General features: G+C 51.9%; 11 protein-coding genes. 1 reads left to right on the top strand and 10 read right to left on the bottom strand.

What is annotated here, in order from left to right:
- Positions 1–2: 2 nt before the first annotated feature.
- The 7 genes from HH215_RS11620 to HH215_RS11650 all read right to left on the bottom strand — a co-directional run bounded on the left by HH215_RS11620 (position 3) and on the right by HH215_RS11650 (position 10,413).
- Positions 3–2,750: a glycoside hydrolase family 78 protein gene (locus HH215_RS11620; protein ID WP_169280049.1), complete on the bottom strand. Its 2,748-nt coding sequence runs from the start codon at positions 2,748–2,750 to the stop codon at positions 3–5.
- A 54-nt stretch (positions 2,751–2,804) separates the two neighbouring features.
- The gene (locus HH215_RS11625) at positions 2,805–3,632 is read right to left on the bottom strand and encodes a carbohydrate ABC transporter permease (RefSeq protein ID WP_169280050.1); all 828 of its coding nucleotides are present in this window, start codon (positions 3,630–3,632) and stop codon (positions 2,805–2,807) included.
- 2 nt (positions 3,633–3,634) lie between these two features.
- The gene (locus HH215_RS11630; RefSeq protein ID WP_169280051.1) at positions 3,635–4,555 is read right to left on the bottom strand and encodes a carbohydrate ABC transporter permease; all 921 of its coding nucleotides are present in this window, start codon (positions 4,553–4,555) and stop codon (positions 3,635–3,637) included.
- A gap of 83 nt (positions 4,556–4,638) precedes the next feature.
- Positions 4,639–5,973, bottom strand: coding sequence for an ABC transporter substrate-binding protein (locus HH215_RS11635; protein ID WP_169280052.1), 1,335 nt, complete (start codon positions 5,971–5,973; stop codon positions 4,639–4,641).
- 185 nt (positions 5,974–6,158) lie between these two features.
- Positions 6,159–7,751 (bottom strand): response regulator transcription factor, encoded by a 1,593-nt coding sequence (locus tag HH215_RS11640; RefSeq protein ID WP_169280053.1) that lies wholly within the window; start codon positions 7,749–7,751, stop codon positions 6,159–6,161.
- Positions 7,744–9,483 carry a sensor histidine kinase gene (locus HH215_RS11645; RefSeq protein WP_169280054.1) on the bottom strand — a complete coding sequence of 580 codons (1,740 nt, stop codon included), beginning with the start codon at positions 9,481–9,483 and terminating at the stop codon, positions 7,744–7,746. The genes HH215_RS11640 and HH215_RS11645 overlap by 8 nt, the downstream gene beginning before the upstream one ends.
- 126 nt (positions 9,484–9,609) lie before the next feature.
- A complete protein-coding gene (locus HH215_RS11650; RefSeq protein ID WP_169280055.1) occupies positions 9,610–10,413 on the bottom strand; it encodes a phytanoyl-CoA dioxygenase family protein in 804 nt (267 codons plus the stop codon).
- Positions 10,414–10,563: 150 nt separating this feature from the next.
- On the opposite strand from HH215_RS11650, the gene HH215_RS11655 reads away from it, so the two are divergent.
- Positions 10,564–11,454, top strand: a complete 891-nt coding sequence (locus tag HH215_RS11655) for an AraC family transcriptional regulator (protein ID WP_169280056.1) — start codon at positions 10,564–10,566, stop codon at positions 11,452–11,454.
- A gap of 458 nt (positions 11,455–11,912) precedes the next feature.
- Here HH215_RS11655 and hemG read toward each other — a convergent pair whose 3' ends face one another.
- The 3 genes from hemG to hemE are packed head-to-tail and all read right to left on the bottom strand — an operon-like array spanning position 11,913 to position 15,405.
- Positions 11,913–13,412 (bottom strand): protoporphyrinogen oxidase, encoded by a 1,500-nt coding sequence (gene hemG, locus HH215_RS11660; protein WP_169280057.1) that lies wholly within the window; start codon positions 13,410–13,412, stop codon positions 11,913–11,915.
- Entirely contained in the window at positions 13,412–14,356 is a 945-nt protein-coding gene (hemH, locus tag HH215_RS11665) for a ferrochelatase (protein ID WP_169280058.1), read from the bottom strand. Before hemH ends, hemG begins: the two co-directional genes overlap by 1 nt.
- Positions 14,353–15,405 (bottom strand): uroporphyrinogen decarboxylase, encoded by a 1,053-nt coding sequence (gene hemE / locus HH215_RS11670; RefSeq protein WP_169280059.1) that lies wholly within the window; start codon positions 15,403–15,405, stop codon positions 14,353–14,355. Before hemE ends, hemH begins: the two co-directional genes overlap by 4 nt.
- Positions 15,406–15,490: the final 85 nt, after the last annotated feature.

A 15,490-nucleotide genomic window follows, 5' to 3' on the forward strand; every position in this document is an offset into this window, starting at 1 on the left:
TTTTATGCATTCAATTCCGAAGCAAAACGATATTTTCCCGAGCTTATCTCCACAGAAACGCAATCGTTACCTTCCCTGCTAGTCCCCAATACTCCCTCAGCCGCGCTGAGTTCCGTATTTCCTTCAAGCACGTTTGTCCCTGCAGCGGAAGGAATAACGACCCTCGCCGTCACGTTCGCCGGCACGGTCACCTCTAGAATGAACCGTCCGTTCGCGACTTCCCATTTCGTTTCGATAAGTCCTTGCAAAGAATCATAGCTGCAACTCGCGGATGTCAAACCTCCGAGAGGCCTTGGACGAATGAGCAGCTTACGGTAACCCGGCGCTTCGACATCCCGATCGATGCCCCCGATATTCCGATACATCCATTCGCCGATCGAACCGAATGCATAATGGCAGAGCGAGTTCATGCCGGGATCTTGGAATCCGTTCTCTTCGGTCCAGCCGTCCCATCGTTCCCAGATCGTCGTCGCGCCTTGATTAACCGAATAAAGCCAGGAAGGGTACTCCTCCCTCAGCAACAAGCGATAAGCTACATCAGCGTATCCTGCCTGCGTAAGTGCGTCCATCAAAAACTTCGTCCCGTGAAAGCCCGTCGTCGCCATCCCTCCGGCTTGCTCGATTTTCCCGACAAGTCGCCCGATCGTGGCAGGCCGCAAATTCTCGGGAAGCAGATCCATCCGCAATGCCATCGCGTAAGCCGTCTGCGTATCTCCCTTAATCTTGCCATTTCCGTCGACGAACTGCTCTGCGAACGCGTCCCGAATTCGATTGAACAGCTTCGAATAGCTTTCGCGATCCTCCATTTCCCCCAACACGCCAGCGATATCCGCCAGAAGCTTAGCATTGTAGGCCATATACGCGGTAGAGAAAATATCGTAAGGCGTCGTAGAATGATGGCTGACCATGCGGCCGAATTCCGCGATCGCTTCCTCGAACGGCCTCTCGTTCACCGAAAGCCAATCGCCGTATTGCGGAACATCTCTCCGAATACCGTCGGGATGCTGCTTGCGATTGAATTCGACCCATTTTTTCATCGAATCGTAATGCTTCTCTAACAGCCTCTTGTCTCCGTATGTTTCGTACAATCCCCATGCGACGATAATCGGAGCGTCCGCCCATCCGGCCGAAGCAGTGTGCGTGTAAGTAAAGTCATTATCGAACTCCGTTTTCGGACCGAATATAAACGGCGCAAAATCGGTATAAGCCCCCGTCGGCTGTTGCGCGTCTTCAAGATCGACCATCCATTTTGCGAAAAAAGCGGCGACATCCATATTGTATGCGGCCGTTCCCGCGAAGATCTGCGCATCCCCGGTCCAACCATGCCGTTCGTCGCGCTGCGGGCAATCCGTCGGAACGCCCATAAAATTCGCTTTTTGCGTCCATCTAATATTCTGGACAAGACGGTTAACGAGCGGGCGAGACGTAACGAGGCGACCCGTTTCGGGCAGATCGGAATGGACCACGATGCCGGTTATCTCTCCGAGCTCGACCGACTCGGTATCTCCGCTTATTTCGACGTAACGATAGCCATGGTATGTGAACGCCGGCTCGAATGTTTCCTGACTGCCGCCTTGGCAAATATACTTATCGGTTTGCCTCGCAAACCGCAAATTTTCCGTATACAGCTCCCCGTTCGCGTCGAGCACTTCTCCGAACCGAAAGAGGAGGCGAGCCCCTTCTTTTCCCGTTAAGCTAACGCGGAGCCACCCCGCGCAATTTTGCCCGAGATCGATAATGGTTCTACCGTCGGGCAGAAAACGAATAAGCTCCGGATTGCGTTCTTCCGTGGCCCGAATCTTCCTCGACATCTGAGCTACGATCCATCCGCGATAGTCGTACATGATATCGACGTTCGTCCACTTGTCGGCCCCGTTAAAATCCGCCTCGTTCCAACCGGGCATCTTTAATCTCGCGTCGATCGTCTCCCCCATCTGCAAATCCGAGGAAACGATCTCGCCGAAAGACGCCTTCCATTCGGAATCCGTTATGATGCTTGTTGTCGTTCCGTCCTCGTATTCCAAGTTCAGTTGCATCAAGAACGAAGGATCCATGCCGTATCTCTGATAGCCGTACATGCCGATATAGCCGGCATACCAGCCTTGACCGAGAATAGCGCCCGCGGCGTTATCCCCTTCCCTCAGAAGGGCGGTCACGTCATAAGTCTGGTATTGCACCCGCACGTGATAATCGGTCCATTCCGGCGAGAACACGTCGTTGCCGACGCGCTCGCCGTTAAGGAATAGCCTGTATAAGCCCAGCGCCGTCGCGTAGACGGTCGCCCTCTTCAAGCCCGCTCCGATCCGAAAATCCCGGCGCAAATAAACGTTCGGCTTCGGCGTTTCCTTCGTCGGTTTCCGATCGTTCTTCCAACCGATCCACTGGCCATGCCATTGCTCTCTCCCGAGCAGCCCCATCGTCCACTTTCCGGGCTCGCTCCAATCGCTAACCTTGTCGTTTTCGTCCCAAACCCGAACTTTCCAATAAGCCGCTTGCCCGGAGCTCAGCTCTTTGCCCCCGTATACGATATGTTGCGTTTCGGATGAATCCTTTTTCCCGCTATCCCATAGGTCGCCTTGCCCGGTCTCTAGCAACTCCATCGAGCCGGCAACTAGTACACGATATCCCGTCTGCCGGGCTCCCCGGCGCTCGGACGTGACGATCCAGCCCAACCGGGGAGCGATGACGTCGATTCCTAACGGATTGTCCAAATACTCCACGCGCAGCCGTTCCGCACGTATAACTTCCATTATCGATCCCCTCCATTTCTGCATGAACCTTTACCCTTAGATGCCTTCGTCACGCTAGCCCTTGACTCCCCCGGAAGCGACTCCTTCCAGCACTTTGCCTGAGAACAAGAAGAACAAGATCAGGATCGGTACCGTCGCCATAACCGAGCCCACCATCGCCAGATCGATGTTGTACATCAGGTTGTTCGTGAATTTCATGATCATGAGCGGAATCGTCTTATTGTCCTCGCTCTGCAGCATAATTAGCGGCACGAAAAATTGATTCCAGATTTGCACCGACATGATGATGCAGATGCTGAATATAACCGGACTAGCCAGCGGAAACATAACCCGGATGAACGTCGTCCACTCGCCCGCGCCGTCGATCTTGGCGGATTCGTACAGATCGTTGGGCAGCTTCTCGAAGAAAGTCGTCAGCAGGAACACCGGCATGGACAGACCCGAAGCCAGCACAAGCGCCACGCCCCATTGCGAGTTCAACAATCCCATGTCGCGAATGAGCAGGAAAATCGGGACGATACCCAGTTGAACCGGAAACATGAGTCCGATCAGGAAGTAAATAAGAACCGCTCCCTTGAGCCGGAACCGGTACTTGCCGATGCCGTAAGCGACCATGGACGACAGCATAATGATTGCGGCAAGCGTCGCGATTAATATCCAAGCGCTGTTAAATAAATATCGAAGAAAGTCCGCTTCCGCGAACAGCTTTTTGAGATTAGCGAAACCGAACACGTCCGGCCATCCGAACGTATTGGACAATAGCTCTTTCTTGGACCTGAAGGATTGGTAAGTCATATATCCCAGGACGAATAGCGTGAAGGACGAATAAAGCCATAGAATGGCAGAGCTGACATACGTTCTTGTCGGACGCAAGTTGTTCATGTTTAATCCTCCGTTCGGCGATAGGTGAGAATCACCTGTACGACCGCGACGATAAAAATGACGGCGAACATGACGCAGGCGATCGTCGTGCCCATACCCATCGCGTTCACGTTCATCGTGCCGCCTACCGCGCTGTTGTCTCCGAATGCGATCCGGTAGAAGAATAACGCCATCACGTCGACGCTGCGGTTAATTCCGCCAGAAACGCCGCCTAGAATAAAGCTGAAATCGAACATCGTCATCGCGAAAATATAAGTTAGAATGAGCATGTTAAGCACCGTCGTCTTGATCTGGGGAAGCACGATGCTGAAAAACCTTCTCCAATAAGAAGCTCCTTCGAGTAACGCGGCTTCCATCACTTCGCTGGAAATCATTTTCATCGCCCCGAGGAAGAAGATCATCCCCACGCCGATACCAGACCAAGCGACCATAATCCAAACGATGAAGATGCCGAGCTCCGGCAGCCCGATCCATGGACGAGTCCATTCTCCTAAACCCACCGCTTCTAGCAGCTTGTTGAATACGCCGATATTCCCGTCGAAAATTAACGTCCCCATGAATACGATGACCGGCGTCGCGATAAATTGGGGGGAGAAGATCATGGCTTGAAAAAAGCGATGTCCCCTGATACCGCTATATAGCAGATAAGCCATATAGAGCTGGGCAGGCAACACGGCAAAAGCGTTAAGAAGGAACAGCACGACACTGTTGCGGAACGCTCCCGTCAGTTGGGAGAACAACTCTTTATTGCCGAACAGCTCCCCGTAATTGTCCAAGCCGACGAACGTTTTCGCCCCGATCCCGTCCCATTGGTTCAGGCTGATCTGGAACGCCGAGAAAATCGGATAGACCGAGAATAAGCTGTACAATAGGAATCCCGGTAAAATAAACCATAAGAACGGTCGCTTCTTGAACCAAGTCAACCGAAACACCCTCTTTGCTAGGACAAGCGGCCAAGCGGCGTCCCCGACGCCGATTGACCGCCTCCCGAATTCTATGCAAGCTTTTATTTCGTCGGGTACTTAGCCGCCTTATCCAGCGTGGCTGCTCCCTCTGCTCCCGTTATCGCCGAAGTCATAAGCTTCGGAATAACGTCTTTCATGAGGACGTCCGCCGCGTTAGATTCCGGTGTCGACAACGCGGTGAGAACGGAATAGATGTTCACTCCGGCTTCGTCGAATACGGCAAGCTCTTTGACTCCTTCGTCCTTCGCAACGATGTCTTTAAGCGTAGGGACAAGTCCGATCGCGTCTTCCAGAATTTGCTGGGCTTCCAGCGAATTCAAGAATTCGATGTATTTTACCGCTTGGTCAGGATACTTGGAGTTAGCGGAAACCGCATAAGTCATGAAGTTGCTATAGCTGGACTGTACGATTTTCTTGCCATCCTTGTTCGGAATCGAGAACCGACCCAAATTCATTCCGGAATCGACGTAAGTCGCGTTAGCCCACGTACCGTCGATAATTCCAGCCGCTTTGCCGTTCGTGAAGGCGAATTGGGCGGCCGCATAATCTTGGGCAAGGAAATCTTTACCGAAGTAGCCTTTGTCCGCGAAGTCGCGGAACGATTGCAGCATGTCGGCGATTGCCGGGTCAGTCATCTTGCCATCTCCGGATTGCGCTGCCTTCAATTGCGCATTTGCGAATGCGGGCGCTAATGCGAACACCGGCCATGCGCGATCCCACTCGCTCTTGCCGGCCAACGCGATCGGCGTTACTCCGGCTGCCTTCAAAGTTTCCAGGCCTTGAACGAATTCATCCCAGTTCGTCGGCGATTTAATCCCGTTTTTCTCGTAAAGATCCTTATTGTAATACACGACGTTCGTATCGAAGAAGGAAGGCAACGAGCAGTAGACTTTGCCATCGATGGTGCAATACGTTTTCTCGGAATCCGCGAATCTAGACAAATCCAAGTTATAGGACGTCAGATCCTTGAGAAAACCGTTCTTGACCATCTCTGCCATCTTCGACGTTTTGTCGCCTTGTACCCAGAAGAGATCGGGCAGTTCGTTCGCTTGCAAGGCGACGTTCAAACTTTGGTCGTTCTGGGCGAAATCATACTCCAGCTTGATGTTCGGGTATTTCGCCGCGAAGGCCGCATTGATTTTTTTGAACGGCTCCTCGAGCACGGCTTGATTCCCTAAATCTCCCCAGACTTTCAAGGTTACGTTTTGTTCGCTGGGCGGTTCCGAGCTTTCCGCCGGAGCGCTCGCGGACGGGCTTGCCGGCGCGGATGCCGACGGACTGGAATTGCCCTCTTTGTTTCCGTTGCCGCAGCCTTGCAGCAAAGCTCCGATCATGGCTACGAACGCAATTACGATAACCAACCTTTTTAGCTTCAATTAGAACCCCTCCGATATTCGCATTTGCGTACGATAAAGCGATCGCGATCTCTTCTAATTGTAAGCGATTGCATATTCCCGCTCCATGCAGTAACCCCCAATGAAGATGCCAATTGGAACGGACTATGGGCAACGACGATGTTACAATGTTCCAAATGATCCGAACGAGATGCCATATTCTTGGGTCAACCTTGTTGTTTGAACTGCTTTACCGTTAAGCCCGTCGTTTTTTTGAACACTTTAATAAAATAATTCGAATTTAAATACCCGACCCGGGAAGCGATCTCTTCCGTCGAGTAATTCGTTTCCTTATACAATCGGATCGCCTCGCGAATCCGTATCCGGGTCACGTAGTCCGAGAATGCTTCCCCCGTCTCTTGACGAAACCGCTGGCTGAAATGGTTCGGGCTGAAGTTGACCATCTCTGCGGCCTCTTCCAATCGAATCGAATGGCTGTAACGGCTCTCTACGTATTCTTTAACCCTCAGCACCCACCCCCGGCTCGGTTGCATCGATGCGATGACTTCTTCCGTCCGTGATAGCATCGTCTTCAGGATGGCGGAATATTCCATTCGATTCGTGACTTTCTTAAGCGCTTCGTTCAGAGGCCATAAAGCTCCGAATCTCTTTCTGATCCCCTCCATGTCCAAGTCGTAACGCTCGATCAGCAAGTCCATGAGATGGGTGGCGATCATTTCCCCGAAACGCTGCCATTCGCTCGGATAGAGTCTTCGCCGGGAATCGTTCAATCGGCTGTCGATCTCCTCGCCCACCTTCTTGAAATGCAAATACTGAATTTCGATTCTCGCCTGCTTGTATCCTTCCAGCCATTCCTGCTCCGAGATCAAGCTGAGTACGGATTGTTCTTTGAAATAAATGCCCGCGCCTTCATAGAAATAAAGCTGGATCGCCTGCTGCGCTTCCTTTCTGGACTCCCCTATCCGCTCTAGCGCCGTATTGGAGCTAATTCCCGCAATCAAGCCGATATTCAAGTTTTTCGCCCAAGCCGCCTTCAACTCTTCCGCTTTCTGATGCAGATGAACCAATCCGTCCGCTTCCGTCTCGTCTTCTCCGAGCATGCATAGACCGTGCAGAAGTCCGGAATCTTCTCCGATATATTCAAGCCGTTTCATTCGCGAGAAGATTTCTTCCGCCTGCAAGGACATCGCCTTCTTCTCCGTGGCGGAATAGCCCGATTCCCGAGGAACCGGTCTTAAGCATATCCAACGCAGCGTCCGACCTTCCGCTTCCAGCCTTTCGTATAAGTCCGGATAATCTTCCTCAAGCCTAATTTCGTTGCCTTCCGCCGTCCGCTGCAACATGCTCGTCTTCTCTTCCGCCCTGACATTCGAACGATCATGCGGGCGATACTGAGCACCGGCATCCGGCTTCGACACGGAATTTCGTTCCTCGTAGGAGAGCGAATCCAATACCCGCAACAACTCGACGGGTTCCATCTCGTATTTGGAAATATAATCGGTAACGCCCGCTTGAATCGCTTGCCGGGTATATTCGAAATCGCTATAACTGCTTAGAATAATAAACTTCAAGCCATTGTCCAACTGTTTCAAGTTGCGAATCAACTCGAATCCGTCCATCCCCGGCATTCTGATGTCGGTCAGCACGATGTCGAACGTATCCCTCCCGGCCGCGGCGATCGCTTCTTCCCCGTTCTTGAACACTCCCGTTATCCGGTATCCCCGGCTTTCCCAATCGATAATCGATTGCAGGCCGATTCTGACGAGCGCTTCGTCGTCGACGATCATCACTCTACGCATCGTTTCGTTCCCCCGTTTCGTCCGTTTCGTCCGTTTTCCGTAGCGGCACGTTTACGGTAATCTCCGTGCCTTTGCCCTGTTCGCTCTGTATGGACAATCCGAATTGATGCCCGTAATGAAGCTGAATTCGTTCATTGACGCTATGCAATCCGAAGTGTCGGCTCGGATCGGAGAGCCCGCTGACGATCTCTGTTCTTTTGTCCGCGGACATACCGACTCCGTTATCGCTTACCGTTACCTTCAACGAATCTGCTTCTTCGTATGCGGATACCTTAATCTCGCCCGGATGATCGGACGCAGCCAATCCGTGAATAAGCGCGTTCTCTATCAACGGCTGGAGCAGAAATTTAAGCACTCTAACCTGCTCCAGATGCTGCGGGATTTCCGTTGCAAACTCGAAATGCTGATATCGGACTTGCTGAATCGTGACATAACTATGCAAAATCGCGATCTCATCGGTAAGCGGGACCGGATCTCCCGATCCTCTCAAGGCATAGGTAAGCAAGGTATTTAACGAATCGACCATTTCTTTGATATTATCCTGCTTCTGGATCATTGCCATCCAACGAATGGAATTCAGCGTGTTATACAAGAAGTGCGGGGATAATTGATTCTGAAGAACGCGAATTTCGGCGTCCTTCTTCTTCTTTTCTTGTTTCGCCACGGCGTCGATCAACTGTTCGATCTCGTACATGATGGAAATGAAAGTATCGTTCATCTCCACGACCTCAATCGCTCCGCCGAACCTCTTCAGCTTGCCGGGACGTACCCCCTTGATGCCCATCTTCATGTTCATCATTAACCGGCGAATCGGAATGACCAAATCGAGGGCCAGCAGATGAGTCACGACCAAACCAAGCAAAATGCAAATGAGAACGATGAAGAGCGCCTGCCGCACGGTATGATAGATCGGCTCGTATAGCTGTTTCAGCGGCAATTGTACGGATAGCTGCCAACCGTTCTGGATCTTATCTTCGGAATAGGACAATAGTTGTTTCTCTCCCGGATCTACGGAAATTCCGTTATCGACGAGACCTTTCCCGTTCGCGTCCATTAGCTTAAGCGCCGTATCCTCTTGAAATTTCGTTTGTTTGAAAATATCCGTTATCGACTCGGTTCGGATGACAAGCGTCAACGTACCGAGCTCGTTCAGTTTCTCGTCGCGAATCGTACGTCCCAATCGGAACGCTTTAAAACTCGTATACCCGTCGTTATAGGATTCGGGAGGAAACCATCTCGCCCCGCCCCGCATCGTTTGGATTTCTTGCCTGTACTCCGGATTCTGCACGCCGTAATGGTCGATTGAATTTTTACCGTAGGTATACATCGAAGTCGGCGTTTCGATCTTGATCGAGCGAATATAGCTGTTCTGATCGGCGCCGAGCCATAACACGTTTAATTTTTCGTTAATGATACTTTCCATTCTGAATTGATCGTACTTCGATTCCGGTTCCGTCGTCACCAGCTTAAGAAGATCCCCGTCCGTCATGATTTGTTTGCTTAATTGCTCGTAGCTTCGCATTCGATCGTCGATTTTCTGCCCCATCAAGCTAAGCAGGTCGGTCGCGTATTCGGCTGTTCTAGCTTTCGAGGAAGTCGTATAGCTATCCGTTAAATAATAGATTCCCGCCAATGCCGGAAGCAGGATCAGGGGAGTATAGACCAGAATCAGCTTGTAAGGTAACCGGATATTCCGCCATAGGCCCGAAAGCCCTGCTCTGCCTTTATTCATATGAATCCCCCTTCAAGCTTGCCCAATACGGTTTTCCTATTATTCTAACACTTCCGCATTCCTAAACGTGATGCAAAAAAGCCGTTTCCCGATATCTTAATAACTCGGAAAACGGCTTGCAAGTCTCTATTGCTCGAAAGCTCCGTTCATATGAATCTGCATGGAGCCGGGATCTATGACGTCCGTTTTGCGTTGGAACCGGTATTCTAACGACACTCTTAACCGATCTTCCGTCCGATTGTCCAATGCCTTATGAAGCGTATGCCCGTGAAAGAGAAGCAAATCCCCCGCTTTGAAATCCGCCGTTAGCCATGGCTTTCCGAGTTGTTTGCATCTTTCATGGGTGACCCCATGTCCCCCCGTCCCTTGCATCGGCTCATGAACCAGCATGCCCAGATGATTCGTACCCGGCATGACGGCGAGCCCGCCTAACTCTTCCGGGCAATCGCCTGCCGGAATCCAGCACGTATACGTATCCGGAGTTCCCTTAATGTAAAAGTAATCCTGATGCGGCGGAGTCGTGTTCTTCAAGCTCCCGGGAAACGTAATTCTTCCGATCCTTCGGCGGTGCTCTTGAATTTCGGAATCCAGCAAACCCGAAAGCAATAAGGAGAGCACCGCATTGCCGCCAAATGCATTAAACCGGGGGAGATCCAGTATGCGCCGATATAGCGGCGAAGTCTCGAATTTACCGGACGTCGGGAACGGTTTGCCCGAATAAATACCGTCTTCCAGCGGGACGCCGGATTTCACGTATCCGTATTCGCTGGCCAGCACCAACATATCGGTTCTGATCCCGGTCAGCTCATGTACGTCCAAGATTCCCTTGAAAAATAAATAGCCTTCCTCCTGCAGCCTCTTCCGTAATGCGGGAATGTCATTCAGAAATTCGTTCGATACCGCGAGTTGCGTATTCGATGGCAGAGTCATCCCGATGTCCCTCTCCTCTCCCTTACGGAGTTGATTTTATCTTTCATAAATTCTTCCCTTTTACTATAATGGATGTATTTCAAGATTGATTTAGGGTTCATGAAGAAGATTTGTACTTTACGAAGAATTTAAGAAGGAGAGGCGCGAAAAATGAGCTGGGAAATAGGCTGGGAAAACTTAAGTCCGATCGTGTCCTATGCCAATCGGCTTGTCTGTTCGCCAGGTTATCGATTCGGTCCGAGGATCGTTCATGACCACCAGTTTATCTGGGTTGCGGAGGGCTTCGGAGAAGCGGAAATCCAGGGGAGAAAATACGCGGCAACCAGCGGCGATTTATTTCATTACGGCCCCGATGTTCCCCATCGGTTTACGGCTGACCAAGCTAAGCCGTTCGTGCTCTTCGGACTGCATTTCAAGACGGGAGGAACCATTCCCGCGCAAGGCGCGGTAGCTTATCTCCAGCCGACGGCCGTTGCCGAGGATTACGGTCTTAATCGGAGCAACGAGTGGCTTATCGGCTCGCAGCAGGATTCGTTGCGAATTCCCGAATATGTCCGATTTCCTGGCTCGGACGCGGAGCGGTTATTCGAAAGTACCGTTCATTGCTTCCAGCAATCGGACCCGTATCATCATCTGCTGAATCAGGCGAACGTCGTTCGCCTGTTCTCGGAGCTGCGCCGTGTCGTTCGCCGGCAAACCGAGACGGGCTCCGAGCAAGGCAGGCTGATGCGGAAAGTGCAAGATCTGTTGAAAGTTAAAGCAGCCATGCCTTACGATCGGGCATGGCTGCGGGAATGGACGAATTATCACGAAAATCATGCCTCGTCTTTGTTTCTGAAGCAATACGGAATGTCTCCGCACGAGTATTTTCTCGAACGCAAGCTGGATCTGGCAAAGAGCCTGCTGGCCGATTCCGACGATTCGGTCGGCGAGATCGCGGACAGGCTTGCCTTCGGCTCCGTTCATTATTTCTCCCGCTTATTCAAAGCCCGGATCGGGTACGGCCCGATCGCTTACAGGCGTATAAGCAGGACGATCTAATTGCGGCGTCTATCGCCGGATTCGGCGCTTGCAGTAAAATTGTGTATGATTTTTCGCATACAAAATCGCCGGATTCGGCACCTAGCATAAAAATATGCAGCGAAGTAACTCGTCGTAGATTGCGTTATTTTGTGCGGAGCAGATTTTCCCTCGAATAATTTGAATATGTCTAATCGCCAAGTGAATAATCGTTTGATTCATATGCATTATTGTAGCGGTCAAAATGACCGTCTCATACGGGATATTGTCCTACTCAACTTGAGAGACGGTCGGAAAGACCGTCTCAATAAGCATTTTGGGGAAAATACGCCTATGATAAGTGTCCAGGCGGTCAAAATGACCGCCTGGATGGGGAGATTTGCTCAAGCGATGGTGTGTAACGGTCAAATTGACCGTCTCACAATTTGAAAGCTCGTGCCATTCAATTTTCCGAGCTAATTTGATAGCCAAGTAGAATTTTAGGCTTTCCGATAGTTTAGTAAAGCCTCCGCCGCTTTCTTTCCTTGCTCGACGCAATCCGGCAAGCCCACTCCGCCGAACGCGGCGCCGGTCGCTAGCACCCCCGGCAAACTCGCGCTTAGGTTATCTCGGAAACTCGCGATCGCGTCCACATGACCGACCGGATATTGTGGCATGGAATGGCGAAGCCTCGTGATCTCGACGAATTCAGGCGTTGCCGTTAGCCCCGTCAGATCTTGCAGATCGCGTTGAACGACCCCGGCCAACACCGCATCGTTCAGCTCGACGCCTTGCTCGGCGCCGGCTCGTCCAACGTAACACCGTATGAGCCGTTTGCCTTTCGGCGCGGTATGAAGCCATTTCGAGGAAGTCCATGTGCTTGCCGTGATATGTCTGTGCTCCCCTCGCGGTACGAGGAAACCCGAACCGTCCAAATCGTGATTAAAACCCGCTTCATCGTAGGCTAATACAACGTTCGCGACGGAAATATACCGTATATTCGTTAACGCCGACACATCGACATGGGGCGAGAGCAGTTCGGACGTCGCATAAGCCGGCAACGTAAACAATACCTCGTCTGCGTCCAAAGCACTGCCGTCCGATAAGTTAAGCCGATAAGTCCCATGGTCTGCCACGTTCGATTGCGGCTGCGGTATGGGTGCTAAGGATTCTACCTCGGACCCCATCCGAATTAAGCAACCATCGGCTCTTATTCGAGCCTCAAGCGCTTCGATTACGGTTGATAGCCCGTTGCGGAAAGTCATGAACACGGATGACGGCAAAGGCTCAGAGTCCGCGTTTGTTGCCGCCGCAGCGGGCGAATTCGCTTCTTTTTCCGCCTTTAATCTCGCCGCATCCAGTTGGGCTTCTTTCGTACCCGCGATCAAGCTGCCATGCTCCCTGACCATTTGCTTAAACTGAGGAAAGGTCGCTTGAAGTCCCAATCGATACAGATCGCCGGCATGGATGCCCGCGAGCAACGGTTCGAAAATCCGTTCTACCATTTCCTTGCCCATTCTGCGTTCAAGGAAATCTCCGACCGTTTCATCGCCTTGATCGTCTTCCGGCGCCATGCTTAAATCTTCGAGAGCGCGAAGCTTGCCTTCCTCGGAAACGAGATCCGTCCGCATGAATTTCTCCTGATCGGATGGGATACCGAGCGTTAACCCTTCCGGCATCGGATGGAGCCGGCCGTCCAAGGAAATATAAGTTTTCTTCGCTAACGGATTCGTCCCCGTCAACTCTACCGCAATGCCGAGTTCCCTGGCGAGCTCGATCATCGGAAGTTTGCGCGCGAGAAACGAATCCGGCCCCCGTTCGATCACGTAGCCATCCCGTCTTAACGTGTTCACTCTGCCGCCCAGCCTGTTCGATCCTTCGATGACGGTTACCTCGATGTTCTCCCCGCGTTCCTTCGATAGCTTCAGTAAATAAAAAGCGGCGCTAAGGCCGGTCAATCCGCCGCCTAGCACCGCCACCCGGCGTAATCGCTGTTCCATTAATTCGTCCTCCCGTTCGCCGCACCGATGACCGAATCCGCCAAAGCGTTCATATACTGAGGATCATCGTTCAGCATGCGAATTCTTTCCAGACGTATTCCGCGTGCATCCGCGAACTTCCGGGCTTCGATATCGATATCGTACAAAACTTCCAAGTGATCCGATACGAACCCGACGGGCGTTACGAGCACCGATTTCACGCCCTCGGCGCTTAGCCGTTCCAACGTCTCGAGAATATCCGGTCCAAGCCATGGCTGTCCGGTTTGTCCAGCGCTTTGCCATGTGAACTGCCACTTCTCGACGCCTGCTGCTTTCGCCACTGCCGCTGATGTCGCAAGCAATTGATCCGCGTAAGGATCGTTCATTTCCAAAATCTTAGCAGGCAAGCTGTGCGCGCTGAACAACACCAATGAGTCCTCACGCGAATCGCCTAACCGCTCTAATCCATCGTTGACTCGTTTGCTTAACGCATCGATCAATTGCGGGTGCAGATGATATTCCTGAACGGCCTTAAAGGCGATCCCTTGCTTGTCCGCTTCCTCTTGCGCGCGTTTCATGTAGCCGCCGACGCTCATCGCGGAGTACTGGGGCGTCAGAACGATGCCGATCGCCTCCGTAATGCCTGCCGCCGCCATCGCCGCAACTCCGTCCTCTATGTAAGGCGAAGCATGCTTTAAGCCCTGATAGCAGGCGTAAGTCCCTTCGCCGGCTAAGCTATCCAACGTACGCTGCAAAGCAGCGACTTGGCCGTTCGTATTCTCGCGAAGCGGGAACACGCCGCCGACGATCGCTTGATATCGGCTCGTGAGATCTTCCAATTGTTCCGCCGAAGGCGGATGCCCTCTGCGAATATGGGTGTAATAAGCTTCCACGCCATCTAAACTTTCCGGAGTCCCGTAGGACATGACGAGTACTCCGATGGCTTTCTTGGCCGTCACGCTCATGATCTCGCCCCCGCCGACAATTGTTGTTCGCTGTAAGCATGAATATATTCCGTTAATTCCCGCAGCTTATCCAAGGAAGCTTCCGGGTACAATCCGTGTCCAAGGTTAAAAATAAAGCCGGGCTCTTTCATCCCGTCGTCTAGAATCATACGGGCATGTTCGTGAATGACTTCCGACGGAGCCGTAAGCACGTAAGGATCGAGGTTGCCCTGGATGGCAAACTTGCCGCCGAGACGGCGTCTTCCTTCCGACAGCGGAACCCGCCAATCCAAACCGATGACGTTCGCCTTCAAGCCGGTAAGCTGTGGCAGCAACTCTCCCGAACTAACGCCAGGAAAATAAATTTTCGGAACGTCCAGATCGGACAGGCTCGCGAAAATGCTTTCCACGTGAGGAAGCACGAAAGCTTTGAAGTCATGGGGAGCAAGCGAGCCTACCCAACTATCGAACAATTGCACGGCTTTGGCGCCCGATTGAATATGCGCGCGCAAATAAGTCGCTGCCATGTCAGCCAGCTTGCCCATCAAGCGATGCCAGATTTGCGGCTCGCTGTACATGAGGGTCTTCGTCCGGATATACGATTTGGTCGGACGTCCTTCGATAATATAGCTGGCAAGCGTAAACGGCGCTCCGGCAAACGTAATTAAAGGAACGTCTAGCTCGCGGTCCAATATTCTGATCGTCTCGAGAACATGGGACAGATCGCGTTCGACATCGATCGGCGTTAATCGTTCTACGTCGCTCGCGCTGCGCACCGGATTATGAATGACGGGGCCGATATCCTTCACGATATCGAAATCGATTCCGATCGAAGCTACGGGATTCATAATATCGGAATAAAGGATAGCCGCATCGACCCCTAGCTTCTTGATCGGCATTAACGTCACTTCCGCCGCAAGCTCGGGCTGTCTGCAAATCTCTAACAGCGAATATTTCTCTTTGATTTTACGGTAATCGGGATCGTACCTACCGGCTTGACGCATATACCATACGGGTATTCGTTCAACCGCTTCTCCCCGGCTTGCTCGCAAAAAAAGATCGTTTTTCATTTTATTTGCCTCATTTATGTATCGGATTGTCTTTCTCGTTGCTTTCATTATGCCCCTTTTATCCCGACCGAACAACCTCGGACTC

Origin of the sequence: Cohnella herbarum (assembly GCF_012849095.1) — a bacterium.
Classification (GTDB): domain Bacteria; phylum Bacillota; class Bacilli; order Paenibacillales; family Paenibacillaceae; genus Cohnella; species Cohnella herbarum.

Coding starts and splice junctions, on each gene's coding strand:
- HH215_RS11620 (WP_169280049.1), bottom strand. CDS start 2,750: ATGGAAGTTATACGTGCGGAACGGCTGCGCGTGGAGTATTTGGACAAT.
- HH215_RS11625 (WP_169280050.1), bottom strand. CDS start 3,632: ATGAACAACTTGCGTCCGACAAGAACGTATGTCAGCTCTGCCATTCTA.
- HH215_RS11640 (WP_169280053.1), bottom strand. CDS start 7,751: ATGCGTAGAGTGATGATCGTCGACGACGAAGCGCTCGTCAGAATCGGC.
- HH215_RS11645 (WP_169280054.1), bottom strand. CDS start 9,483: ATGAATAAAGGCAGAGCAGGGCTTTCGGGCCTATGGCGGAATATCCGG.
- HH215_RS11650 (WP_169280055.1), bottom strand. CDS start 10,413: ATGACTCTGCCATCGAATACGCAACTCGCGGTATCGAACGAATTTCTG.
- HH215_RS11655 (WP_169280056.1), top strand. CDS start 10,564: ATGAGCTGGGAAATAGGCTGGGAAAACTTAAGTCCGATCGTGTCCTAT.
- hemG (WP_169280057.1), bottom strand. CDS start 13,412: ATGGAACAGCGATTACGCCGGGTGGCGGTGCTAGGCGGCGGATTGACC.
- hemH (WP_169280058.1), bottom strand. CDS start 14,356: ATGAGCGTGACGGCCAAGAAAGCCATCGGAGTACTCGTCATGTCCTAC.
- hemE (WP_169280059.1), bottom strand. CDS start 15,405: ATGAAAAACGATCTTTTTTTGCGAGCAAGCCGGGGAGAAGCGGTTGAA.